This is a genomic window from Cellulomonas hominis, from assembly GCF_014201095.1.
GTDB lineage: Bacteria > Actinomycetota > Actinomycetes > Actinomycetales > Cellulomonadaceae > Cellulomonas > Cellulomonas hominis.
This window is the reverse complement of the sequence record NZ_JACHDN010000001.1, coordinates 4,081,060-4,103,120: the sequence shown is the minus strand read 5'-3', so window position 1 is coordinate 4,103,120 and position 22,061 is coordinate 4,081,060. Positions and strand designations below refer to the sequence as shown.

At 73.6% G+C, this 22,061-nt stretch carries 27 protein-coding genes and 1 pseudogene; 13 read left to right on the top strand and 15 right to left on the bottom strand.

All coding sequences use genetic code 11. The annotated features are described in order from the left end of the window. Window positions 1-21: 21 nt before the first annotated feature. The gene (locus HNR08_RS19430) at window positions 22-804 is read right to left on the bottom strand and encodes a phosphotransferase (RefSeq protein WP_221286388.1); all 783 of its coding nucleotides are present in this window, start codon (window positions 802-804) and stop codon (window positions 22-24) included. Window positions 805-905: 101 nt separating this feature from the next. Continuing rightward, window positions 906-1,733, bottom strand: a complete 828-nt coding sequence (locus tag HNR08_RS22055) for a class I SAM-dependent methyltransferase (protein WP_146839961.1) — start codon at window positions 1,731-1,733, stop codon at window positions 906-908. A gap of 118 nt (window positions 1,734-1,851) precedes the next feature. Between HNR08_RS22055 and HNR08_RS19420 the strand changes: the two genes are divergently transcribed. From HNR08_RS19420 to arr, 6 genes are all read left to right on the top strand, one after another. Then, on the top strand, window positions 1,852-2,193 hold the full coding sequence (locus tag HNR08_RS19420; RefSeq protein ID WP_146839959.1) for a YciI family protein: 342 nt from the start codon (window positions 1,852-1,854) through the stop codon (window positions 2,191-2,193). A gap of 70 nt (window positions 2,194-2,263) precedes the next feature. Then, window positions 2,264-3,034, top strand: a complete 771-nt coding sequence (locus HNR08_RS19415) for a hypothetical protein (protein WP_146839957.1) — start codon at window positions 2,264-2,266, stop codon at window positions 3,032-3,034. A gap of 221 nt (window positions 3,035-3,255) precedes the next feature. Further along, window positions 3,256-4,122, top strand: coding sequence for an NmrA family NAD(P)-binding protein (locus HNR08_RS19410; RefSeq protein WP_146839955.1), 867 nt, complete (start codon window positions 3,256-3,258; stop codon window positions 4,120-4,122). Then, on the top strand, window positions 4,119-4,751 hold the full coding sequence (locus HNR08_RS19405) for a TetR/AcrR family transcriptional regulator (RefSeq protein ID WP_146839953.1): 633 nt from the start codon (window positions 4,119-4,121) through the stop codon (window positions 4,749-4,751). Before HNR08_RS19410 ends, HNR08_RS19405 begins: the two co-directional genes overlap by 4 nt. Before the next feature lie 131 nt (window positions 4,752-4,882). Then, on the top strand, window positions 4,883-5,761 hold the full coding sequence (locus tag HNR08_RS19400) for a class I SAM-dependent methyltransferase (RefSeq protein ID WP_221286387.1): 879 nt from the start codon (window positions 4,883-4,885) through the stop codon (window positions 5,759-5,761). Window positions 5,762-5,790: 29 nt separating this feature from the next. Next, entirely contained in the window at window positions 5,791-6,201 is a 411-nt protein-coding gene (gene arr / locus HNR08_RS19395; RefSeq protein WP_146839974.1) for an NAD(+)--rifampin ADP-ribosyltransferase, read from the top strand. Here the strand turns inward: arr and HNR08_RS19390 are convergent. The 3 genes and pseudogenes from HNR08_RS19390 to HNR08_RS22940 all read right to left on the bottom strand — a co-directional run. Beyond that, complete coding sequence (locus HNR08_RS19390; RefSeq protein ID WP_221286386.1) at window positions 6,194-7,621, bottom strand: DHA2 family efflux MFS transporter permease subunit; 1,428 nt, start codon at window positions 7,619-7,621, stop codon at window positions 6,194-6,196. The genes arr and HNR08_RS19390 overlap by 8 nt on opposite strands. After that, window positions 7,618-7,920 carry a hypothetical protein gene (locus tag HNR08_RS22465; RefSeq protein ID WP_338075839.1) on the bottom strand — a complete coding sequence of 101 codons (303 nt, stop codon included), beginning with the start codon at window positions 7,918-7,920 and terminating at the stop codon, window positions 7,618-7,620. Before HNR08_RS22465 ends, HNR08_RS19390 begins: the two co-directional genes overlap by 4 nt. Before the next feature lie 6 nt (window positions 7,921-7,926). Then, window positions 7,927-8,046: pseudogene (locus tag HNR08_RS22940) on the bottom strand (PadR family transcriptional regulator); the annotation flags it as partial. 95 nt (window positions 8,047-8,141) lie between these two features. Here HNR08_RS22940 and pstB point away from each other — a divergent pair. Both pstB and HNR08_RS19375 read left to right on the top strand, forming a co-directional pair. Continuing rightward, window positions 8,142-8,912 (top strand): phosphate ABC transporter ATP-binding protein PstB, encoded by a 771-nt coding sequence (gene pstB / locus HNR08_RS19380; RefSeq protein WP_221287171.1) that lies wholly within the window; start codon window positions 8,142-8,144, stop codon window positions 8,910-8,912. 11 nt (window positions 8,913-8,923) lie between these two features. Then, window positions 8,924-9,469: an ANTAR domain-containing protein gene (locus tag HNR08_RS19375; RefSeq protein ID WP_146839942.1), complete on the top strand. Its 546-nt coding sequence runs from the start codon at window positions 8,924-8,926 to the stop codon at window positions 9,467-9,469. Here the strand turns inward: HNR08_RS19375 and HNR08_RS19370 are convergent. From HNR08_RS19370 to HNR08_RS19330, 9 genes are all read right to left on the bottom strand, one after another. Then, window positions 9,453-10,322, bottom strand: a complete 870-nt coding sequence (locus HNR08_RS19370; protein WP_246803151.1) for an arsenate-mycothiol transferase ArsC — start codon at window positions 10,320-10,322, stop codon at window positions 9,453-9,455. The two genes, HNR08_RS19375 and HNR08_RS19370, sit on opposite strands and share 17 nt — an antisense overlap. Window positions 10,323-10,353: 31 nt before the next feature. After that, window positions 10,354-10,704 (bottom strand): ArsR/SmtB family transcription factor, encoded by a 351-nt coding sequence (locus HNR08_RS19365; RefSeq protein ID WP_146839940.1) that lies wholly within the window; start codon window positions 10,702-10,704, stop codon window positions 10,354-10,356. An 81-nt stretch (window positions 10,705-10,785) separates the two neighbouring features. Next, complete coding sequence (locus tag HNR08_RS19360) at window positions 10,786-11,430, bottom strand: arsenate reductase ArsC (protein ID WP_146839938.1); 645 nt, start codon at window positions 11,428-11,430, stop codon at window positions 10,786-10,788. A gap of 59 nt (window positions 11,431-11,489) precedes the next feature. Next, window positions 11,490-11,813, bottom strand: a complete 324-nt coding sequence (gene trxA / locus HNR08_RS19355) for a thioredoxin (RefSeq protein ID WP_146839936.1) — start codon at window positions 11,811-11,813, stop codon at window positions 11,490-11,492. A gap of 25 nt (window positions 11,814-11,838) precedes the next feature. Next, window positions 11,839-12,846 (bottom strand): thioredoxin-disulfide reductase, encoded by a 1,008-nt coding sequence (gene trxB / locus HNR08_RS19350; RefSeq protein WP_146839934.1) that lies wholly within the window; start codon window positions 12,844-12,846, stop codon window positions 11,839-11,841. Between the two features lie 12 nt (window positions 12,847-12,858). Then, window positions 12,859-13,269 (bottom strand): arsenate reductase ArsC, encoded by a 411-nt coding sequence (locus HNR08_RS19345; protein WP_146839932.1) that lies wholly within the window; start codon window positions 13,267-13,269, stop codon window positions 12,859-12,861. Between the two features lie 14 nt (window positions 13,270-13,283). After that, a complete protein-coding gene (locus HNR08_RS19340; RefSeq protein WP_146839930.1) occupies window positions 13,284-13,994 on the bottom strand; it encodes an arsenate reductase/protein-tyrosine-phosphatase family protein in 711 nt (236 codons plus the stop codon). Between the two features lie 100 nt (window positions 13,995-14,094). Continuing rightward, window positions 14,095-15,522, bottom strand: coding sequence for an arsenic transporter (locus HNR08_RS19335; protein ID WP_146839928.1), 1,428 nt, complete (start codon window positions 15,520-15,522; stop codon window positions 14,095-14,097). 348 nt (window positions 15,523-15,870) lie between these two features. After that, a complete protein-coding gene (locus HNR08_RS19330; RefSeq protein ID WP_146839926.1) occupies window positions 15,871-16,224 on the bottom strand; it encodes an ArsR/SmtB family transcription factor in 354 nt (117 codons plus the stop codon). A 100-nt stretch (window positions 16,225-16,324) separates the two neighbouring features. Here HNR08_RS19330 and arsD point away from each other — a divergent pair, with 100 nt between their 5' ends. Both arsD and arsA read left to right on the top strand, forming a co-directional pair. Continuing rightward, the gene (gene arsD, locus HNR08_RS19325) at window positions 16,325-16,705 is read left to right on the top strand and encodes an arsenite efflux transporter metallochaperone ArsD (RefSeq protein WP_146839924.1); all 381 of its coding nucleotides are present in this window, start codon (window positions 16,325-16,327) and stop codon (window positions 16,703-16,705) included. A 12-nt stretch (window positions 16,706-16,717) separates the two neighbouring features. Next, window positions 16,718-18,490 (top strand): arsenical pump-driving ATPase, encoded by a 1,773-nt coding sequence (arsA, locus tag HNR08_RS19320; RefSeq protein WP_276509377.1) that lies wholly within the window; start codon window positions 16,718-16,720, stop codon window positions 18,488-18,490. Between the two features lie 61 nt (window positions 18,491-18,551). Here arsA and HNR08_RS19315 read toward each other — a convergent pair whose 3' ends face one another. After that, entirely contained in the window at window positions 18,552-19,946 is a 1,395-nt protein-coding gene (locus HNR08_RS19315) for an FAD-dependent oxidoreductase (protein WP_146839922.1), read from the bottom strand. A 113-nt stretch (window positions 19,947-20,059) separates the two neighbouring features. On the opposite strand from HNR08_RS19315, the gene HNR08_RS19310 reads away from it, so the two are divergent. The 3 genes from HNR08_RS19310 to HNR08_RS19300 are packed head-to-tail and all read left to right on the top strand — an operon-like array spanning window position 20,060 to window position 22,034. Next, entirely contained in the window at window positions 20,060-20,446 is a 387-nt protein-coding gene (locus HNR08_RS19310) for an ArsR/SmtB family transcription factor (protein ID WP_146839920.1), read from the top strand. Then, a complete protein-coding gene (locus HNR08_RS19305; RefSeq protein WP_146839918.1) occupies window positions 20,446-20,964 on the top strand; it encodes a GNAT family N-acetyltransferase in 519 nt (172 codons plus the stop codon). Before HNR08_RS19310 ends, HNR08_RS19305 begins: the two co-directional genes overlap by 1 nt. Next, window positions 20,913-22,034, top strand: coding sequence for an MFS transporter (locus HNR08_RS19300; RefSeq protein WP_183835231.1), 1,122 nt, complete (start codon window positions 20,913-20,915; stop codon window positions 22,032-22,034). The genes HNR08_RS19305 and HNR08_RS19300 overlap by 52 nt, the downstream gene beginning before the upstream one ends. Window positions 22,035-22,061 lie beyond the last annotated feature (27 nt).

Genomic DNA, 22,061 nt, shown 5'->3' with positions numbered 1-22,061 from the left:
CCCGGCGGTCCACCTCGCGGGTCACGGCGCGGCGAGCAGGGCTTCGGTCGCGCCCTCGACCCACGCCGCGTCCGCGGTGTACGCGTCCGCGTGCGCCCGCAGCTCCGGGGAGCCGGCCGCGCGGGCGCGCGTGTGGTCCGCCAGCGCCCGGAGCCGCCCGGGGACCGCCACGAGCACGTCCCGCTCCCGCACGCCCCGGCCGTACGCGGCGCACAGGAGCGCCAGCCGCCGCGCGCGCTCGACCAGCGGCACGTCCTCGGGATCCGCCGCCGCGGGGCCGAGCGGCGCCAGGCGGTACGCGAGGTACGCCAGGTCCCAGACCCGCGGGCCGGGCGCGGCCGTGTCCCAGTCGATGAGCCCGACCACGTGCCCGTCGGCGAACACGAGGTTGTACGGCGCCGCGTCGCTGTGGCACACCACCTCCGCGGGCTCGCGCGCGGGCAGCCGCCACACCAGCCCCGCCGTGTCCAGGTCGGCGGACGCGTCGTGCACCCGGCGCAGCAGCGCGGCGGCCTCGGCGATCACGTGGTCGGCCCAGGCCCACGCGGGCATCGGGTAGGCCGGAACCGTCCCGGGCACGAACGCCGTGACGTCCCGGCCCCGGTCGTCGACCCCGCGCGGCTCGGGGACCTCGGTCACGCCGCGCGCCCGCAGGTGCGCCAGCAGCAGCTGGACCGCCGGGGTCCACGGTCCCGCCGGGCGGCGGACCGAGTCGCCCACCCGCACGGCGCCGCCCGTGTTGCCGCCCGGAAGGCGCTCCTCGGCGTCCGGGGTCTGGGTGTCCTGGGTGTCCTGGTGCGGCACGCACCCGATCATCGCCGGGCCGGGAACCGCTGGTCCAGCGCGATCCGGCGATGCTCGAGGAGAGCGCGACGCAGGTCCTGCTCGGCTGACACGCGCGGCGCTCACGCCGGGAGGCGGCCCGCGACGAGCAGGTGGCTGCCCGCACCGAGCAGCGCGGGCTCCCGCTCGGTCGCCCGGATCACCCCGAGCAGCCGCGCGCGGGTCGCCGGGTCGCCGAGCAGCGCGTCGGGGTCGGGGGACATCCGGCCGATCCCCTCGACGGCGACCGGCCCGTCCGCCGCGAACCCGGCGGCGACCACCTCGGCGACCAGGTCCTCGGGCCGGTGGAAGTAGGCGGTCGTGAACCAGCCGGGCCGGCCGGTCGCGTTCCGGTGCACGCCGTCGGCCAGGTCCCCGGCGACGATGTCGCCGAACTCCGTCTCGCGCAGGTACCCCGCCACGACGCCGTCGATCGCCGACGCCCACCGGCTGATCCCTGCCGCGACGACCACGCCGCCCGGTCGCAGCACGCGCGCCGCCTCGCGAAGGGCCCGCACCCGGTCGGCGCGCTCGGTGAGGTGGTACAGGGGCCCGAGCAGGAGCACCGCGTCCGCGCTCGCGTCGGCCACCGGCAGCGCCCGAGCGTCCCCGGCCCGGACGGAGGCGAGCGGCCGCCGCGCCGACCGGCTCGCCGCCTCGGCCTGGCGCAGGTGCAGCGGCGCCGGATCGATCAGGTGCACGGCGTACCCCGCGTCCGCGAGCGGCAGCGCGTACCGGCCGGCGGCACCGCCGACGTCCAGCACCTCCGCGGGCGCCGCCGGCAGCCAGCGGTCGAGCAGCTCGCGGGTGCGCACCGCCTCGAGCAGCCCGTAGCCGCGCTCCAGGCGCTGCTCCTCGCGCCCCAGCGCGTAGTACGCCTGGACCTCGTCGGGGACCTCCGGTGCGTCCATCCGGCGACGGTACCCACGCGGCGGGGTGGGGGCAGCCTGTTTTCGCGGCGCCGCGCCGCGGCGCAGTGACCTGTGTCACAGTGGGCCCGACGGCCGGCACGATGCGACGGAGGCGACCATGCCGCGGTACCTGATCTCGTTCGACGACGGCGCGATGGCGCACCTGTCCCCGGACGACCTGGCCGGCGCCGGAGTCGACTCGCACCGCGTCGTCGCGGACGCCCGGGCCGCCGGGGTCTGGGTGACGGGAGGCGGCATCCCCGGCGCCCCGGCGAGCGTGGTCGCCCCCGACGGGTCGGTGTCGACGCGCCCGTACCCGGACCCGAAGGCCGGCGTCGGCGGGTTCTCGATCCTCGAGGTCGGCTCGAAGGACGAGGCGCTGCACTGGGCCGGGCGCATCGCGGAGGCGTGCCGGTGCCCGCAGGAGGTCCGCGAGATCGGGGACGACCCGGACGCGTAGCCCCTCGCGCGCCGGCGCCGGCGGGCCCTACCGTTCTGGCAGCCGACCGACGACGAAGGGGCCGACCGCGATGCCGCTCGACACCGACCTGCACCCGAGCCTCCGGCGCCTCGACGCCCTCGCGGAGCACCTGACCGCCGACCCCGCCGTGGTCGCGGTCGTCGGCGTCGGATCGGCGGGGACCGAGACCGCCCGGTTCGACGACCACTCGGATCTCGACTTCTACGTCGTCGTCGAGGACCGGGCGGCCAAGGACCGCTACGTCGCGTCGACGGCGTGGCTCGCGGGCCTCGGCGGCCGGGTGGCGTTCGCGTTCCCGAACACGCACGACGGGTGGAAGGTGCTGCTCGCGGACGGGCTGTTCCTCGAGTTCGCGACGTTCACCGCGGACGAGCTCCCCGGCATCCCGCTCGCTGGGGAGCGCGTGGTCCGGGGTCGCCCGGGGTTCGCGCCGCCGCCGCGCCCGGTGCCGGCCCGCGACGCGCGCGACACCGTGGCGCACCACCTCGACGAGGTGCTGACCAACCTGTTCGTCGGCCTGCACCGCGAGCTGCGGGGCGAGCGGCTGGCCGCGCACCGGTTCGTCCAGGTCTACGCCGTCGACCACGTGCTCGCGCTCCTGCGGCTGGACGAGGCGACGGAGCAGCCGTTCCCCGACGTGTTCGAGGCCACCCGCCGCGTCGAGCAGGCGCGCACCGACCGGCAGCCCGACTGGGCCGCGCTGGTCCGGGGGTACCCCGGCAACGCCGCGTCGGCCCGGGCGGTCCTCGACTGGGTGGAGCGCTGGTACGACCCGAGCCCGGCGATGGTGGCGGCGATCCGGGGGCTCCTCGCGCGCTGACCCGCGAGCCACCCGGACGCGCCCGCGGCGCATGCTCGACCCGCCGGGGCGCGAGTGGACGTTCGCGACGTACGAGCCGGGCGTCGCGTGGTGAGCGGGCACCATTTCGCTACGCGCCCGTAGCGTAGAGTGCCGGGCATGCCCCGGACCCCACGCGCCGACCTGCGCGTCCCGCCGCCGCCCGCCCCGGGTGCCCCCGGACGCTTCCCGGGAGCCGGCGCGTGACCGGCACGGTCGTCGTGACGGGCGCGGGCGGCAACGTCGGCGGCGCGGTGGTGCGGTCGCTGCTGGGCCGGGGGACGGCGGTGCGGGCGGCCGGAACCGACCCGCGGCGCCTGGCCCGGCTCCACCCCGAGGCCGCGGCGGTGCACCTCGACCTGCACGACCCGGCGACGTTCGGTCCTGCGGTGGCCGGGGCGCACGCCCTGTTCCTCGTCCGGCCGCCGGCGATCGCGACGGTCGGGCCGACGCTCAACGCGCTCGTCGACGCGGCGGTGGCCGCCGGGGTGGCGCACGTGGTGTTCTCCTCGGTCACCGGGGCGGACACCAACCGGGTCGTCCCGCACCACCGCGTCGAGACGCACCTGCGGTCCTCGGGCGCGGGGTGGACGATCCTGCGGCCCGGGTTCTTCGCGCAGAACCTCGCCGACGCCTACCGCACCGACATCGTCGGCGACTCGCGCATCCTGCTGCCCGCGGGCACCGGCCGCGCCGCGTTCATCGACGTGCGCGACCTGGGCGACGTCGCCGCGGCCGTGCTCGCCGACCCGGCCGCGCACCGCGGGGCCGGCTACACCCTCACCGGTCCGCAGGCCCTGGACTTCCAGGGGGTCGCCGCGGTCCTCACCCGCGAGCTCGGACGCCCGGTGCGCTACGAGCCGACGTCCGCGGTGCGGTACGTGCGCCACGTGCACGCGCAGGGCCGGCCCCGGACCCAGGCCGTCGTGCAGACCGTCCTGCACACCGGCCTGCGCCGCGGGCAGGCCGAGACCGTCGACCCCACGCTCGAGCGCCTGCTCGGCCGGCCCGGCCGCACCCTGGCGCAGTACGTGCACGACCACCGCGGCCTGTGGGCGCCGGCGCCGTGACCGCCCACCGGCCCCGCCCCACCGACCCGCGCGTCGTGCGCTCCCGCGCCGCCGTGCTCGCCGCGACGCTCGAGCTGCTCGCCGAGCGCGGCGTCGCGGGCGCCACCGTCGAGGCGGTCAGCGCGCGGTCGGGGGTCGCGAAGACCACGATCTACCGGCAGTGGCCCGACCAGGCCGCGCTGGTGCGCGACGCGTTCGACGGCGCGCTCACCGCCCCTCCGCACCCCGACACCGGCACGCTGCGCGGCGACCTCACCGAGCTCGTCACCGGCCTGGCGGACGCCGTGACCTCCGGCCCCGCGGCGGCGATCATGGCAGGGCTCGTCGACGCCGCCGAACGCGACCCCGCGTTCGCCGAGGTGCACCGCGCCCAGGCCGCCGCCCGCCACCACGTCGTGCACGACGTCCTCGCACGCGCGGCGAGCCGCGGGGAGATCCCACCGGACACCGACCCGGCGGTCGTGCTCGACCTGCTCGCCGGGCCCGTCTTCCACCGCCGCTGGGTCACCCGCCGGCCGCTCGACCCCGCCTTCACCGCGGCCGTCGTCACCGCGGCCCTCGCCGCGCTCGAGCCCCGCACGCCCCGCGACGCAGGGCGGGGCGGACCCGCCGGCCCGCACACGACGTGACGTCCGCGAGGTCCGTGTCGCACCGGGGGAGTCGTCACCCCGCGGGCGGGACGGGGCCGGCCCCGCGGCCGCCGGGGCCGATGGGGACGATGGTCCCGGGATCGCGCCGCGGCGCCGCCCATGCTTCCGCTGTGACCGCCGACCCCGACCCCGACCCCGCCCCCGCGCACGATCCGGCCGAGGCACAGGCCCGCGGCGCCGCCGCCGCCCACGACGTCGCCAAGCGCCGCGCCTGGGCCGGGACGGCCGCGGCGTACGCCGAGACGTTCGCGACGCTGTGCGCGCACGCTGTGCCGGCCCTGCTCGGCGCCGCCGGGGCGCGGCCGGGCGACCGCGTGCTGGACGTCGGGACCGGCCCCGGGACGGTCGCCCTCGCCGCGGCGGCCCGCGGGTGCACGGTGACCGGCGTCGACCCCGACCCGGAGATGGTCGGCCTCGCGCGGGCGGCGGTCCCCGGCGCGCGGCTGCTCGTCGGGGCGCTGCCCGACCTGCCGGCCGAGGTCGGCGGGGGCTACGACGTCGTCGCGGCGAACTTCGTGCTCAACCACGTGGGCGACCCGCTCGCCGCGGCCGCCGCCCTCGCCCGCGCGGCGCGGCCGGGCGGCCGGGTCGCCGTCTCGGTGTGGCCGGTGCCCCCGGGGCCCGCCCAGCAGCTCTGGGCCGATGTGCTCGCGCGCGCCGGCGTCCGCCCCGCGTCAGCGACGGTCCCCGCCGCCCGGGACTTCCCCCGCACGCCGGGCGGGCTGGCGTCGCTGCTGAGCGGCGCGGGGCTGGGCGCGGTGGACGCGGGGGAGATCGGCTTCGAGCACGTCGTGGACCCCGACCTGTGGTGGAGCGCGGTCGAGCGCGGCGTCGCGAGCATCGGCGCCGCCTACCGGGGCCAGACGGCGGCCGGGCGGTGTGCCCTGCGCGAGGCGTTCGTCGAGCTCGCCGCCGGGCACACCGGCCCGGACGGGCGGCTCCACCTGCCCGCCCGGGCGATCGTCGGCGCGGGGCGCGCGACCGCCTGAGCCGTCGGGCCTAGCCTGGGCGGGTGAACCTGGACCAGGCGCGGGACGAGGGGCCGTTCTTCCACGGCACGAAGGCCGATCTGCGGGCGGGTGACCTGCTCACCGCGGGCTTCCGGTCGAACTACCGGCCCGAGATCACCATGAACCACGTCTACTTCACGGCCCTGGTCGACGGCGCGGGCCTCGCCGCCGAGCTCGCGGCCGGCGACGCCGCGCCCCGGGTCTACGAGGTGGAGCCGACCGGGCCGTACGAGGACGACCCGAACGTCACCGACAAGAAGCTCCCCGGCAACCCCACGCGGTCGTACCGGAGCAGCGCGCCGATCCGGGTCGTCCGCGAGGTCGCCGACTGGCCGCGGCTGACCCCCGAGGCGCTGGCGGCGTGGCGCGCGCGGCTGGCGGCGCTGCTGGCGGACGAGCGGGGCGAGATCATCAACTGAGTGCGGGGGAGCCCGGCACGTCGACCTCCGCCGCGACGGGTGGCCGCGGAAGCGCGCGCGCGAGGGCCGCACCCACGACCGCGAGCCCGACGAGGACCACCCCCACCCGGTGGAACGAGGTGAGCGCCGCGGACCCGTCGGCCCCCGTCGCGACGATCGAGCCGAGGACGCTCACGCCGACCGCCCCGCCGAGCCGCTGGGTGATGTTGTACAGCGTGTTGCCGTCGGCGAGCTCCCCCTCCGCGAGCGGTGCGAGGAACGCGGCGAGCAGGGGGGTGGTGACGAAACCCGCGGCGAGCGCGCGGCCGCAGAGCATGAGCGCGGTGACCCACAGCGGCGTGCCGGGCGTGAGCAGCAGCAGGACCGTGCTCGACGCGGCCAGCACCGCGAACCCGAGCGTGACGAGGGCCCGGAGCGGCAGGCGGGCCGACATGCGCTGGCCGAGCGCGGTGCCCAGCCCCATGACGACGCCCTGAGGGAGCAGCGCCAGGCCGGTGGCCAGCGGGCTGTGCCCCTGCACCTGCTGGGTGAACACCGGCATGAGGAACACGGTGCCGAACGCGATGACCGACGCGAGGACCTGCAGCACGAGGGCGAGCAGCGACGGACCGCCGCGCACGACGTCGAGCCGCACCGCGGGGGACTCCCGCCGCCCGGCCCACCGCACGTACGCGGTGAGCAGGAGGGCCCCGGCGACGAGCAGGGTCAGGGGAACGGGCCGGCCCCACCCGTCCGCGGCCCCGCGGGTCGCCCCGAGCAACGTCGCCACCAGGCCGCCCGCGAGGAGGACGAAGCCGACGGGGTCGAACCGCGTCCCCGGGCGGGCGCGCTCGCCGACGTCCTGCAGGCCGAGCGCGAGCAGCAGCCCGACGGCACCGACCGGCACGTTGACCAGGAACACCCACCGCCACCCGCCGGCGCCGATGAGCAGGCCGCCGAGCGAAGGTCCGAGGGCGGGCGCGAGGAACAGGACCACCGCGGCGGACACCGGGATCGTGCCGCCGCCTCCCACGCCGCTCCGGCCGAGCAGCACGCTCAGCGCGAGCGGGACCAGGGGCGCCCCGACGAACCCCTGCACGACCCGCGCCGCGACCAGCAGCTCGACCGTCGGGGCGAGGGCGCACACCGCCGACGCGGCGACGAACAGGCCCATGCTCACCAGGTACACGCGCATGGTGCCGAAGCGGCGCGAGGCGTAGGCGGTCAGGGCGAGCCCCACCGCGAGCGACAGCAGGTACCCCGAGACGACCCACTGCACGGAGCCCAGCCCGGCGGCCAGGTCACGGGCGACGTCCGGGACCGCGACGTTGACGATGCTCGAGTCGAGCATGCTCAGCGCGGGGCCGATGAGCAGCCCGTAGCGCGCGGCGACGCCGAGCGGCCGGGAGGTGGTGCGCGCGTCCTCCTCGTCGACCGTCACGGCCGTGCGGCCTCGGTGCGGAGCTCGTCGAGCCAGCGCAGCTCCTGCGTGAGGCGGTCGACGAGCTGCTCCTGCGCGCGGCGACGCCACGTCCGAGCGGGCCCGGGCGTGCCACCCGAGGGCGGCTCGGCGAGCAGGCCCCGCACCTGGGCGAGCGCCTGCTCCACGACCTCGCGGCGGGTGGCCAGGACGCCGAGCCGCGCCGGGACATTGAGGTCGTCGAAGAAGCTCACCCGCAGGAGGAACTCCTCGTCGTCGCTGGCGAGCTCGCGGGGGAGGGACGACACCAGGTCCCGCAGCAGGCGACGCCCGGACTCCGTGATCGCGTAGACGTTGCGGGCCGGTCGACCCTCCTGCTGCTCGACCGTCTTGGTCACGGCGCCGTCGCGCTCCAGCCGCTTGAGCGCCGGGTACAGCGAGTTGTTGTTGAAGCGCCACGACCACCGGGCGCGACCACCGGATCACGACGCGCCCTGCCACGAGGACTCACCGCGACGTGGCACCCGCCCCGCGGGCCGTCCTGGAGTGCGAGGACGTCAACGTCTACCACGGCTCCTTCCGTGCCGTCACCGACGTGTCCTTGAGTTTCGGGCACAACGAGATCACCGCGATGATCAGCCCGTCCGGATGTGGGAAGTCCACGCTGCTGCGCTCGTTGAACCGGATGAACGATCTGGTGGACTCCGCCCGGGTCGAGGGGGCGGTGCGGTACTGGGGCCAGGACATGTACGCCCCCGGCGTCGACCCCATCGAGGTCCGGCGCCGCGTCGGCATGGTGTTCCAGAAGCCGAACCCGTTCCCGAAGTCCATCTACGACAACATCGCCTACGGCCCCCGCGTGACGGGAATGAAGGTCGGCTCGATGGACGACCACGTCGAGCAAGCGCTGCGCCGCGCGGCGTTGTGGGACGAGGTCAAGGACAAGCTCGCGCAGAACGCCTACGGACTCTCCGGTGGCCAGCAGCAGCGGCTGTGCATCGCCCGCACCATCGCGGTCGAGCCGGACGTCATCCTCATGGACGAGCCGTGCTCCTCCCTGGACCCGGTCGCCACCATGCGCATCGAGGAGCTCATGTCCCAGCTGCGCGACCAGTACACGATCGTCATCGTCACCCACAACATGCAGCAGGCCGCCCGCGTCGCGGACCGTACGGCCTTCTTCACCGCAGACGTCAACGAGCAGACCGGGGAACGCACCGGGGTGCTAGTGGAGTTCAACGACACCACGAAGATCTTCGAGGCTCCGGACGACTCCCGCACCGAGGACTACATCACGGGCCGCTTCGGCTGATCGGGGATGTGATGACCGCCGTGTCCGCCGGCCCCTTGAGCCGGGCCGTCACCGTGCGCCACCAGGACGTGGCGCGCGGGTGGGGACGGCGTGCCCGGGTCCGGTCCGTGCTTTTCCTCGATCCGGAGCTCGAAACCGACTGCATGCTGCTGTGCCAGCTGCGGGCCATGGGCATCGGGGCGTCGGTCCACGCCGACGCGTTCGGGGCTGTCCTCGAGGTCGGCGAGCACCGCCCAGACGCGTTGGTGCTGTCCGCACGGACCCCGGTCGGGGACGCGGTGCGCACGGTGGCGATCCTGCGTGCGGAGTTCGCTCTGCCGATCCTGCTGGCGATGGCACCGGAGGAGACCGAGGCCGCGGCACCGGTCATCGTCGCCGGGGCCCGGCCCCTGCTCGAACTTCCGTACCGGCTGGAATCCGTCCTTGCCGCGCTCGGTGAGATTGCACCTGACCGATCCCGGGTGGAACCGGTGCAGGTCGGTGCACTCGTGCTCGACCCGGCCGCCCTCGATGGCCGGTACAACGGTCGGCACCTGAACCTCAAATGTCGTCGATGATCGACTCGACGACCGCGTCGGTCTGGCCCGTGGGGTCCTTAACGTCCCAGTCGAGATAGCGCCGTCCGGGGTAGAGCGGGCAGGCGTCTCCGCAACCCATGGTGATGACGTAGTCCGAGGCGCGTACCACCTCGTCGGTCAGCGGCTTTGGGAACTCGGCGACCACGCCGATGCCTCGTCGGTCCAGCAGACGCGCTACCTGCGGGTTGATGCGAGCTGCCGGGCCTGAGCCGGCGGTGCGGACCTGCACCCGTTCCGGGGCCAGGTGACGCAGGACCGCGGCGGCGATCTGGGACCGACCGGCGTTGTGCACGCAAACGAACAGGACGTCTGTGCCGTCGCGGACTGTCCGGCCCTCGGCACGGGATAGCGCACCGAGCCGGTCGGCGGCGAACCGGGCGGTCAGCACCGGCAGGTACGTCCGTACCTTCGCACGGGCGGCGAGGAGGTCGTAGCTGTCGAAGACGTATCGCTCGACCGTCTCGGCTCCGAAGACTCCACGAAAGTCCTCGGCGAGGGTTTCCACGACCCGCGACAAGAGGCGCTCGTGCTCGCTGCGCGGCCGCTCCGTCACGGTGGCGTCGAGGTCGAGGACCAGCGCGCCGAAGCGCACGAGCGCGTCATGGGAGGGTGAGTAGATCTCGGCACCGTCGGGAGCGGTGTGCCGGTCGAGGAGCTGGACGTCGGACATGGCGGCCAGGTGCTCACGGATGCTCTCCGGGTCCATGCCGGGGCCGGCCAGCCGCTGGACAGTGACGTCCCAGGCGGGATCGCTCAGGATCAGGGCAAGCAGCTGGATCCGCGCCGGGTCAGCCATCACGGCCAGCTGCCTGGAGTGCTGGATGTCCGTCACGACAAGTACCACGCGCGGGCCGGACCGGGTGCTAGCGCAGCAGGTCGCCGATCGCAGCGAGCCGGTCGGGCAGGATCGAGCACCACACCTGACGTCCGCGAGGCTCGCGCGTGACCACGCCTGCGTCGGCGAGCACCTTCAGGTGGTAGGTCACCGTGGGCTGGCGAAACCCCAACGCTCGGGCGAGGTCGCTCACGCAGGCCTCGCCGTTCTCGCTGTGGTGCATCAGGCTGAGCAGCTGCAGACGGGTGGGGTCGGAGACGACACGCAGCAGGCTCGCCGTGCTCTCCGCCTGCTCGCGGCTGAGCGCCGTGTGCAGGGGAGTGGGCGCGGGTGACCCCACGCTCGGCGGGGCGCCGGCAGCGGCAGATGACGTATCCATACGCGTCTATCATATCGGCCCCTTCGTCAGGTCTGGCCCCGGCGGTCGAGGTGACAGGACGCCCTGCCACCTCCACCCGTTTCAGGCTCGAGGCAAGATCTCGGAGAGCAGCCGGTGCACACGGGCGTCGATCTCGTCGCGGATCCGTCGGGCCTCATCCAGGGATGCGTCGGCGGGATCATCGAGCTCCCAGTCCTCGTACCGCTTACCGGGATAGATCGGGCAGGCGTCTCCGCAGCCCATGGTGACCACGACGTCCGCGGCGCGGACGACATCGTCGGTCAGGGGCTTGGGGAAGGCCTGGGAGAGGTCGACCCCGGCCTCGGCCATCGCCTCGGCCGCCCGCGGGTGGATCGACTCGATCGGGGAGGAGCCGGCGGAGCGCACGTGCACCCTGCCCTGGGCGTGGTGGTCGAGCAGGGCGGCGGCCATCTGCGAGCGGCCGGCGTTCTGGACGCACACGAAGAGCACCTCGGGCACGTCGTGCGGGGCGGCGCCCTTGGTCTGGGCGAGGGCGGTGAGCCGGTCACGGGCGAATCTCGCGGTCAGCACCGGCAGGTGGGTGGTGACCTTCGCGGTGCGGGCCAGGGCAGTGTAAGACTCGAAGACGTAGCGCTCGACGGTCTCGGCGGCGAAGACGCCGTGGAACCGCTGAGCCAGGTCCGCGGCGATGGTGTGCAGCTCGTGGTCGGGGGTGAGCAGCCCCGGCAGGCCCTTGGACGTCATTGTTCCTCCTGGTGCTCCGGCGGGCGGCGCGCGGAGCGCCGCCCGCGGCGGTGGTCGCGCTACAGGTATTCGGCGAGCTCGTCGAGGAACTGCTTCTTGGTCTGGGCGCCGACGAGGCTCTTCACGACCTCGCCGCCGGCGTAGAGGTTGAAGGTCGGGATGGACACGACGCCGTACTTCGTGACGGTCTCGGTGTTCGCGTCGGCGTCGAGCTTGACGAACTTGATCTTGTCGCCGTGCTGGGCGGCGAGCTCCTCGATGATGGGCTCGGTGCGGCGGCACGGGGCGCACCAGGTGGCCCAGATGTCTACGAGGACGGGGCCTTCGGCCTGGAGGACCTCGGTGTCGAAGGTGGCGTCGGTGACGGCGGGGACGTTGCTCATGCGGTTCTCTCCTTCGGGTGTCTCGTCAGGCGAGGACGGCGCTCTGCGGCGCCTGGGCGGCATCGGTGACCGGGTCGCCGGAGTCGTCGAGAGCGGCGAGGTAGCGCTCGGCGTCCAGGGCTGCGGCGCAGCCGGTGCCGGCGGCGGTGATGGCCTGGCGGTAGATGTGGTCGACGGCGTCGCCGCAGGCGAACACGCCGGGGATGTTGGTGGCGGTGTGGGGGCGGGCGACCTGGATGTAGCCGGCCTCGTCGAGGTGGACCTGGCCCCTGAGGATGTCCGTGCGGGGCCGGTGGCCGATGGCGACGAAGATGCCGGTGGCATCGATGTCGCGTTCCTCCCCGGTGACGGTGTCGCGCAGGCGGGCGCCGGTGACCTTGCCGTTCCCGTGGATCGCGGCGACCTCGCTGTTGAAGGCGAACTCGATCTGCTCGTGCGCCATCGCCCGGGCGGCCATGATCTTCGACGCACGCAGCTCGTCGCGGCGGTGCACCACGGTGACTTTCTCGGCGAAACGGGTGAGGAAGGTGGCCTCCTCCATCGCGGAGTCCCCGCCCCCGACGACCAGGACATGCTGGTTGCGGAAGAAGAACCCGTCGCAGGTGGCGCACCAGGAGACACCGTGGCCCGAGAAGGTCTTCTCCTCGGGAAGGCCGAGCTCCTTGTACTCCGAGCCGTTGGCCAGGATGACCGCGCGGGCGGAAAACGTCTCGCCGTCGTCGGTGGTAACGGTCTTGACGACACCGGTCAGGTCGACCGCGACGACGTCCTCGTAGCGGACCTCGGCGCCGAAGCGCTCGGCCTGCTTCTGCATGTTCTCCATCAGCTCCGGGCCGAGGATGCCGTCGGGGAAGCCGGGGAAGTTCTCCACCTCGGTGGTGTTCATCAGCGCGCCGCCGGCGGTGATCGCGCCGGCAAAGACCAGCGGGCGCAGGTTGGCCCTGGCGGCGTAGATGGCCGCGGTGTATCCGGCCGGGCCGGAGCCGACGATGATGACGTCCCGGACCTCGGTACCGGTGGCCTGCTGACTCATCTGCGGTTCCTCTCAGGCCTGGGCGGGGAGCAGCTCGCCGAGGAGCGCCTCGACGCGGCCGCGGATGTCGTCGCGCACGCGCCGGACGGTCTCGATGTCCTTGCCGGCCGGGTCCTCGAGCTCCCAGTCCTCGTAGCGCACGCCGGGGAAGAACGGGCAGGCGTCGCCGCAGCCCATGGTGATGACCACGTCGGAGGCCTGGACGGCGTCCGGGGTGAGGATCTTCGGCTTCTGGTCGGTGATGTCGATGCCGAGCTCGGCCATCGCCTCGACGGCAACGGGGTTGATCGAGTCGGCGGGCGCCGAGCCGGCCGAGCGGACCTCGACCTTGCCGCCGGACAGGGCGGTCATTAAGCCAGCGGCCATCTGGGACCGGCCGGCGTTGTGGACGCAGACGAACATGGCGCTGGGACGCTCAGACATGGGGTTCTCCTCGATCAGCGGGTCGCGGCGGGCGCGAGGTTGGTGGGGTTGGTGAGCAGGGACAGACGTGGGGCGAGGTTGCCGACGCGGCGGCCGAGCTCCTCGAGGGCGTGGTCGAACGACTCGGGGGTGCCGGCCAGGATCGGGTCCGGGATGGACCAGTGGACGTCGACGGGGAAGGCCAGCTCCTCGTGCGCGCGGTCGCAGACCGTGACGACGAGGTCGCCTTCGGCGCGCACGCCGTCGACGTGCTGGGGCCGGACCTGGGGCAGCTTCAGGTCGTGGCGGCGGGCGCTCTCGAGGGCGCCCGCCGCGATCGCCTCGGCCGGATGGGTGCCGGCCGAGACGGCAGGGATCGCGCTGGCCTGACGCCACAGGGCGGCGGCCAGGTGTGAGCGGGCGGAGTTGGCGGTGCACACGAACAGCACCCGCGGCACCGGCCGAACCGCATCGGCGGTGAGGTCGTCGAGCCCGCCCGGAACGAGGTGGACGTAGGAGCGGCGCCTGTCACCCTCGGACCGGGTGCGCCCGACGACGCCCTCCCGCTCGAGCACCTTCAGGTGATGGGCCAGCAGGTTCGACGGCATGCCCAGGGCCTCGGCCAGCTCCGACGGCGCGGCGTCGCCCAGGCTCAGGGTGTCCACGATCTGCAGTCGGGCCGGGTCGGCCAGGGCCGCGTGCAGGGCTGCCCGCCGGAGCAACTGGGCCGTTCGCTCATCGTTCATTGCCTCAATGGTGACTGAGCGGGCTGAATGCTGTCAACAGAAGTCCGGGTCGCTCGCGGGAAGCGGCCCGCCTCATGGGTGAAGACCGGCCGCTCGAGGGTCAGGCGCCCAGGAGCGTCAGCCATCCAGCCAGCGCGAGCAGGGTGATCGCGAGGACGGGCACGGTCAGGACGATGCCGACGCGGAAGTAGGTGCCCCAGCCGATGTGCATGCCCTTGCGGTCAAGCACGCTCAGCCACAGCAAGGTTGCGAGGCTGCCGATGGGCGTGATCTTCGGGCCGAGATCGGCGCCGATGATGCTGGCGTAGGCCATCATCTGCTCGGTCAGCCCGCCGGCGCCGGCCGCGTCGATGCCGAGTGCGGAGATCAGGGCGGTGGGCATGTTGTTCATCACCGAGGACATGGCGGCCACGAGGAAGCCGGTGCCGGTCGCGGTGGCGACGTTGCCGTGCTCGGCGATACCGGCGAGGACCTGGCCGAGCTGGTCGGTCAGCCCCTGGTTCCGCAGCCCGTAGACGACCAGGTACATGCCCAGGCTGAACAGCACGATCTGCCACGGCGCGGACTTCACGACCGACCACACGTCGATGAGCGACCCTCCGGTGCCACCACTACCGCCGCCCCGGACGCCCGCTGCGTCACCGGCACCCGACCGCTTTGACGACGTGGCGTGCTGGCCGACCAGGACCGCGTCGGATGCCGGAGCGATGCGACGGAAGACACTTCGCGGCTGGCGCGCCGCGACGAGGGAAATGGCCAGGGCGCACACGGCCGCGACCGCGGCGACCGGGATCCCGAGAGGATCGGCGACGAAGTACCCGACCAGCAGGACGGCCAGCACAACCACTCCGGCGCGGAAGGTCAGACGGTCCCGCACCGCGTCCGCCGGCGCACCGAGGGCGGCGACGTCGTAGGGCCCGGGAATGGACCGGCGGAAGAACAGTCGCAGCACGACGAGGCTGGCGACGAGGGAGACCAGGGCTACGGGCGCCATGACGAGGGCGTAGCGGGCGAAACCGATGCCGAAGTAGTCAGCGATGACGATGTTGACCAGGTTGGAGACGATGAACGGCAGGCTCGTGGTGTCCGCGATGAACCCGGTCGCCATGACCAGGGCGAAGGCCGCCTTGGGGGAGAACTTCAGCGCGACGATCATCTGGAAGACGATCGGGGTCAGCGTGAGCGCGGCGCCGTCGTTGGCGAAGACCGCAGCGATCGCGGCACCCAGCACGACGATGAGGTTGAAGAGCTTGCTGCCGTTCCCCCGGCCCCAACGGGCCACGTGCAGGGCGGCCCACTCGAAGAACCCGGCCTCATCGAGGATGGAACAGATGATAATGACCGCGACGAAGGTCAGCGTGGCGTTCCACACCAGGTCCCACACGATCGGAACGTCGGAGAGGTGGACGACGCCGGTGGCCAGGGCGACGCCGGCACCGGCCAGCGCGCTCCAGCCGATACCGAGCCCCTTGGGCTGCCAGATCACCAGGACCAGCGTGGCGACGAAGATGGCGAGGGCGAGCAGCACGGTCAGACCCCCGTCACGCAGGTAGCGCCGGTCGACGACGGCCCGAACGTGACCGCAACCTCACGCGACGGTATTGCTGTGAGTCTCACGAGCTCTTCCTTTCTCGGCGCGCCCGGCGACGCCGCCCCATCACCTGGACACAGCACGACGCCCGCCACACGTGGTGACGGGCGTCGCTGCCGCTGTCGGTTGTCGGAGCCGGTGCCGGCACAAGAGCCGGCGCGTCTGAGCGCCAGCGCAATCCCGGCACAGCGCTGTATCGAACATTGTCGATATGGAGACTAGTGGGTCCATATCGACCACTGTCAAAGTGACATCCAGGTCGCTCGCCTCAGGCGAGAGGGCGGCTCAGTGGTCAGCGACCGCCAGCACGCCCGAGATCCGGTCCAGGACCTCAGGAACGATGCGGTAGTGCACCCACGTCCCGCGCCGCTCGCTCGTGACCAGACCCGCCTCCCGCAGCACCTTGAGGTGGTGGGAGATCGTCGGCTGCGTCAGGTCCAGCGGCTCGGTCAGATCGCACACGCACGCGTCCCCGCCCTCGTGGGCGGCGATCAGGGACAGCAGCCGCAGCCGGGTCGGGTCGCCCAGCGCCTTGAACGTCCGGCTCAGCTCGACCGCATGCTCGGGGGGTAGCGGTTCGCGGACCAGCGGCGTGCTGCACACAGGGAGTCCGGTAAGCGGCAGCGTGAGGGTGGACATGGCTCCAGTATGGGACCTTGGTTTGACATCCGTCGAAACAGACGCCGTACGCTGAAGATATATCGACCGATGTCGATTCACACACTACGGAGGTTCCACCATGAGCACCATCGAGGTATACGAGCCGGCCATGTGCTGCAGCACCGGGGTCTGTGGCCCGGACGTCCCTCAGGAGCTCGTCACGTTCTCCGCCGATCTCGACTGGCTGAGGTCCCAGGGCGGTAACATCCAGCGGTTCAACCTCGCGAGCGAACCAACCGCGTTCGCCGGCCGCCCGGCCGTCGTGCAGTTCCTCCAGCTCTCCGGCTCCGAGGGACTGCCGCTGGTGCTCGTGGACGGCACCGTGGCCATGACCGGCCGCTACCCCGACCGCGACCAGCTCGCCCGGTGGGCCGGCCTAACCCCGGTGCCCGCCGGTCGCCCCGAGCTGGGCCTGGCCCAGGAGCCCGGTGCCTGCTGCGGCGGCTCCGGCTGCTGCTGAAAGGGATCGACAGTGATTCCCACATTCCTCGCCGACGCCCCGCGTTACGTCTTTCTGACGGGCAAGGGCGGCGTCGGCAAGACCTCCGTCGCCTGTGCCACGGCGATCCACCTGGCCCGCCAGGGCCGCAAGGTCCTGCTGGTAAGCACCGACCCCGCCTCCAACGTCGGCCAGGTCTTCGGACTGGGCATCGGCAACACCATCACCGAGGTGCCGGCCGTGCCCGGGCTCTCGGCGCTGGAGATCAACCCTGACCAGGCGGCCGAGGCCTACCGGGAACGGATTGTAGGCCCGGTCCGCGGCCTGCTGCCAGCGACCGAGGTCAACGTCATCGAGGAGCAGCTCTCCGGGGCCTGCACCACGGAGATCGCCTCCTTCAACGAGTTCACGGGTCTGCTCACCGGTGAGGAGGCCGTCGCCGGTTTCGACCATGTCGTCTTCGACACCGCGCCGACGGGCCACACGATCCGGCTGCTCCAGCTGCCCGGGTCCTGGACCGACTTCCTGAACGAGGGCAAGGGGGACGCGTCCTGCCTCGGCCCGCTCGCCGGCCTCGACCGTCAGCGCGCCGTCTACGCCGAGGCCGTCGCCGCGCTCGGTGACCCGGCCCGCACCCGCCTCGTGCTCGTCACCCGCGCCCAGCGCGCCGCCGTCGCCGAGATCGAGCGCACCCACGCCGAGCTCGCTGCCCTCGGCCTGCGCGAGCAGCACGTCGTCGTCAACGCCGTCATGCCCCCACCGGAGGCTGATGAGCTCGCGACGGCGCTCTACGAGCGGGAGCAGGCGGTCCTGGCGGACCTGCCGCCCGCGCTGCGTGGCCTGCCGACCGACGTCCTGGCCCTCAAGGGCGACAACATGGTCGGCCTGGACGCCCTGGGCAGCCTGTTCGAGCCGGGCGTCCAGCTCCCGGGGGAGCAGCCCGAACCGCTCGACCTGCCCGCCGCCACCGAGCCGCTCGACGCGCTGGTCGAGGAGCTCGCCACCCAGGGCCACGGCCTGGTGATGCTGATGGGCAAGGGCGGCGTCGGCAAGACCACGGTCGCAGCCGCGGTCGCTGTCGCCCTGGCCGAGCGGGGGCTGGACGTGCACCTGACCACCACCGACCCCGCCGCGCACCTGACCGAGACACTAGACGGCACGATGCCCGGGCTCGAGGTCTCCCGGATCGACCCCGTGGCCGCCACCGAGCGATACCGCGCGACGGTGCTGCGGACGAAGGGGGCGGCCCTGGACGACGCGGGACGGGCAGCCCTGGAGGAGGACCTGCGTTCCCCGTGCACCGAGGAGATCGCGGTCTTCCAGGCCTTCTCCCAGGCCGTCCACGAGGCGAAGCGACGCTTCGTGGTCATGGACACCGCCCCGACCGGTCACACCCTGCTGCTGCTCGACGCCACCGGCTCCTACCACCGCGACGTCGTGCGCCAGATGGGGGAGGGAAGTTCGTCGTACACCACGCCGATGATGCGGCTGCAGGACCCCGACTACACCAAGGTCGTCGTCGTCACCCTCCCCGAGACCACCCCGGTGCTGGAGGCCCAAACCCTGCAGGCGGACCTGCGCCGCGCCGGCATCGAGCCATGGGCTTGGGTCATGAACAACTCCCTCGCCGCCGCCGGGACGACTGACCCGCTGCTGCGGCGCCGCGCGGTCAACGAGCACGGTGAGATCGAGCGGGTCCTGACCGACGCTGAGCGCTGCGCCGTCCTGCCGATGCTCGCCCGGGAACCGGTCGGGGTGCCAGCGTTACGCGCCCTCACCGCGCGCGAGCCCTCCGTCGTCGCCTGAGCCGCAGCGACGGCACAGGCCCCCGCAACCAAGGATCGCGGGGGCCTGCGTTCCTTCCCGGCTACTCTCCCGAGCGGCCGTGCAGCAGGCCGGTGGGGAAGCCGATGAGCGCCGGCTCAGGGGCGGGGCCACAGCACCCGCCGCCGGCGGGGTCAACCAGAGCGGTGCCGTCGGCATCGAGGACGGGCAAGCTCGTCGAGCACACACCCGTCTCGGGAAGGTCGAGCTTGAGTTCGCGGGCGGCTTGCTCGTCGCCGGCGAGGTGGGCGGCGATGCTGCGGACCTGCTCGTAGCCGGTGGCGAGCAGGAACGTCGGTGCGCGGCCGTAGGACTTCATCCCGACGACGAAGAACCCGGGCTCGGGCTGGGCCAGCGTCTCGGCGCCGTGCGCGGGCACGGTGCCGCAGGAGTGGAACTGTGGGTCGATCAGCGGTGCCAGGGCTCGCGGGGCCTCCAGGCCGGGGTCGAGGTCCAGGCGTAGCTCGCGCAGCATCGAGAGGTCCGGGCGGAAGCCGGTCGCCCCGGCGACCGCGTCCACCGTCAGCTCCCGGCGGCCGGCGGCGGTGTCCAGGGTCACGGTGACCCGGTCCCCGGCGTTCTCGAACCCGGTGATGGTCGTCGAGGTGAGCAGCCCGATCTTTCCGGCCTCGACGGCCTCGCGAAGGCTGGAGCCGAGCTGGCCGCGGGCGGGCAGTCCGTCGGCGTCCCCGCCGCCGTAGGTGCGGGTCACCGACGCGCCACGCACCGCCCAGGTGATCCGCGTGCCCGGCTCGAGATCCGCAAGCTCGACGAGGTTCAGCAGCGTGTTGGTCGCGGAGTGCCCGGCTCCCACGACGAGCACGTGCCGGCCGGCGACGCGGTCGCGGTCGGTCCCGAGCACGTCGGGCAGCGGGCCGAGCAGGAACGGTGCCGCCTCGTCCTCACCGGGGGCCGGCAGGCCGGCCACGCCGAGCGGGTTGTGCTGCGACCAGGTCCCCGAGGCGTCGAGCACCGCCCGCGCGTGGTGGTCGACCACCCGCCCGTCGACGACGGTGCGGACCAGGAACGGGCGCTCCTCCCGGCCCACCCCATGGGTCTTGTCCAGGCCGATGCGGCTGACCGCCACCACCCGTGCGCCCGTGAGGATCCGGTCCCGCAGCTGCGGCGTCGCCGCCAACGGCTCCAGGTAGTCCGCCACCAGGTCCCCGCCGGTCGGCAGCCGGACCCCGGCCGGGGCGACCCAGCCGGTGGGCTCCAGGAGCCGGCGGGCCGCGGCGTCGACGTCGTACTCCCACGGCGAGAACAGCCGGATGTGCGCCCACTCCCGGACCGCCGCCCCGACCGCCGGGCCGGCCTCCAGCACCAGCGGGTCCAGGCCCCGCTCGAGCAGATGCGCGGCGGCCGCCAGGCCCACCGGGCCCGCGCCGATGACGACGACGGGAAGAGAGTCCAAGGATGGGGCCGGGAACTGCGACATGAGTTCCTCCAGGAGTCTGCGGACCGAAGTCCGATTGATGAGTGTCAATACGCTCGGGTTGGAGCATGGCGCAACGTATCGACGTGTGTCAATCGGTCGTGCATACTGGGGCCATGACCGCTCTGCCGCTCACCGACGTCACCGCCGTGGCCGCGTGCTGCGCCCCGCTCACCCGCGAGCCGGTCACCGCCGACGAGGCGGAGAAGCTGGCGGGGATCTTCAAGGCGGTCGCCGACCCGGCACGGCTGCGCCTGCTGTCGATCATCGCCAGCCACGACGGCGGGGAGGCGTGCGTGTGCGACCTGACCGAGCCGCTCGAGCTGTCCCAGCCCACCGTCTCCCACCACCTCAAGGTGCTCGTCGAGGCCGGGCTCGTCACCCGCGACAAACGGGGCAGGTGGGCCTACTTCGCCGTCGTCCCCGACGCGCTGGACGCCCTGGGCAAGGTCCTGACCACCCGGCACAACCCCGGAAGCGGCAAGGCAGGTGGTTGCTGCTGATGAGCGCGACGCTGACCCTCGCCCGGATGGAGGCGGCGCACTGGCCCGAGGTCGAGGCGATCTACGCCGCCGGCATCGCCACCGGGCACGCCACCTTCGAGGCCACCACCCCCAGCTGGGAGGCGTTCGACGCCGGTCACCTCGCCCACCACCGCCACGTCTGCCTCGACCACGACGGGAGCGTCCTCGGCTGGGCCGCCGTCAGTCCCGTCTCCGCCCGCGCCGTCTACGCCGGGGTGGTCGAGCACTCCCTCTACGTCGCGCCGGCCGCCCGCCGCCGCGGCGTCGGCCGGATGCTGCTCGCCGAGCTCGTCCACTCCACCGAGGCCGCCGGGATCTGGACCATCCAGTCCAGCGTCTTCCCCGAGAACACCGCCAGCCTCGCCCTGCACCGCGCCACCGGCTTCCGCCAGATTGGCACCCGCCGGCGCATCGCCCGCATGAGCACCGGACCCCTGGCCGGACAGTGGCGCGACACCGTCCTCCTCGAACGCCGCAGCGCGACCGTCGCGGGCTGACGGCCACGCCGCCGCACCCCGCCGCACCGACCGAGCGGCGCGCCTGGCACGTCGTCACCGCCCTGGCGATCTCCTCCCTGGTCACCTACGGCGCCCTCACCTACGCCTTCGCCGTCCTCCTCGTGCCGGTCGCCGCCGCGCTCGACGCGACGCTCGCCACCGTGACCGGCGCCTTCTCCGTCGCGCTGCTCGTCAGCGCCGCCGCCGCCGTGCCCGTCGGACGCGCCCTCGACCGGTTCGGCGGCCGACCCGTTCTGGTGATCGGCACGACGCTCGGCGCCCTGACCCTGCTGACCTGGTCGTACGTGCAGACCGTGACCGGCCTCTACGCCACCTTCGTGCTGATGGGACTGGCATGGGCGGGCGCGCACTACGAGCCCGCCTTCGTCATCATCAACCGCTGGTTCGGGGCCGACCGTGCCCGGCCCCTGTTCGCCGTCACCGTGGTCGCCGGGTTCGCCGCCACCGTCGCGATGCCCGCCACGCGGGCACTCCTCGACGTCGGCGGGTGGCGCTGGGCCCTGCGGGTGCTCGCGGCCGTGCTGGCCGCCTGCGTCGTGGTGCAGCTCGGCGTCGTCCGCAGCGCCCCGCTCCCCGCGGAGCCCGCCGGTTCGGGGACACGGCCGCGTCCCTGGCCATCTGCGGAGAGCCGTGCCGCGCGCACGGCTGCCGCACCCAGGCCGGGCGTGGAGGTCGCCTGGCTCACCCTCGCGGCGGCCGCCGCGGCCGCGGCAGTCTCGATCGTCACCGTGCACCTGGTCGCCTACCTGACCGGCCGCGGCACCGACCCCCTGACCGCCGCCGTAGCCGCCGGCTCCCTCGGCATCATGTCCGTCACCGGGCGCATCCTGTTCACCGCCGCGGCTGCCCGTCTCGGCGTCGCCAGGACCAGTGCCACCATGGTCGCGCTCCAGGCCGCAGGGGTCGCCGCACTCCTCTGGCTCCCGGGCACGGCCGGGCTAGTTGTACTGACCCGGACCGTTGTTGACGTGAGGAGAGACCTCCGGGTCGAGTGGGAGCTGTCTGACGGCTCTCTCGAGCACACGGAGGTCTCTCGTGTCCCACGCTAACGCCCGGCTGACTCCTGCCGGCAGGTT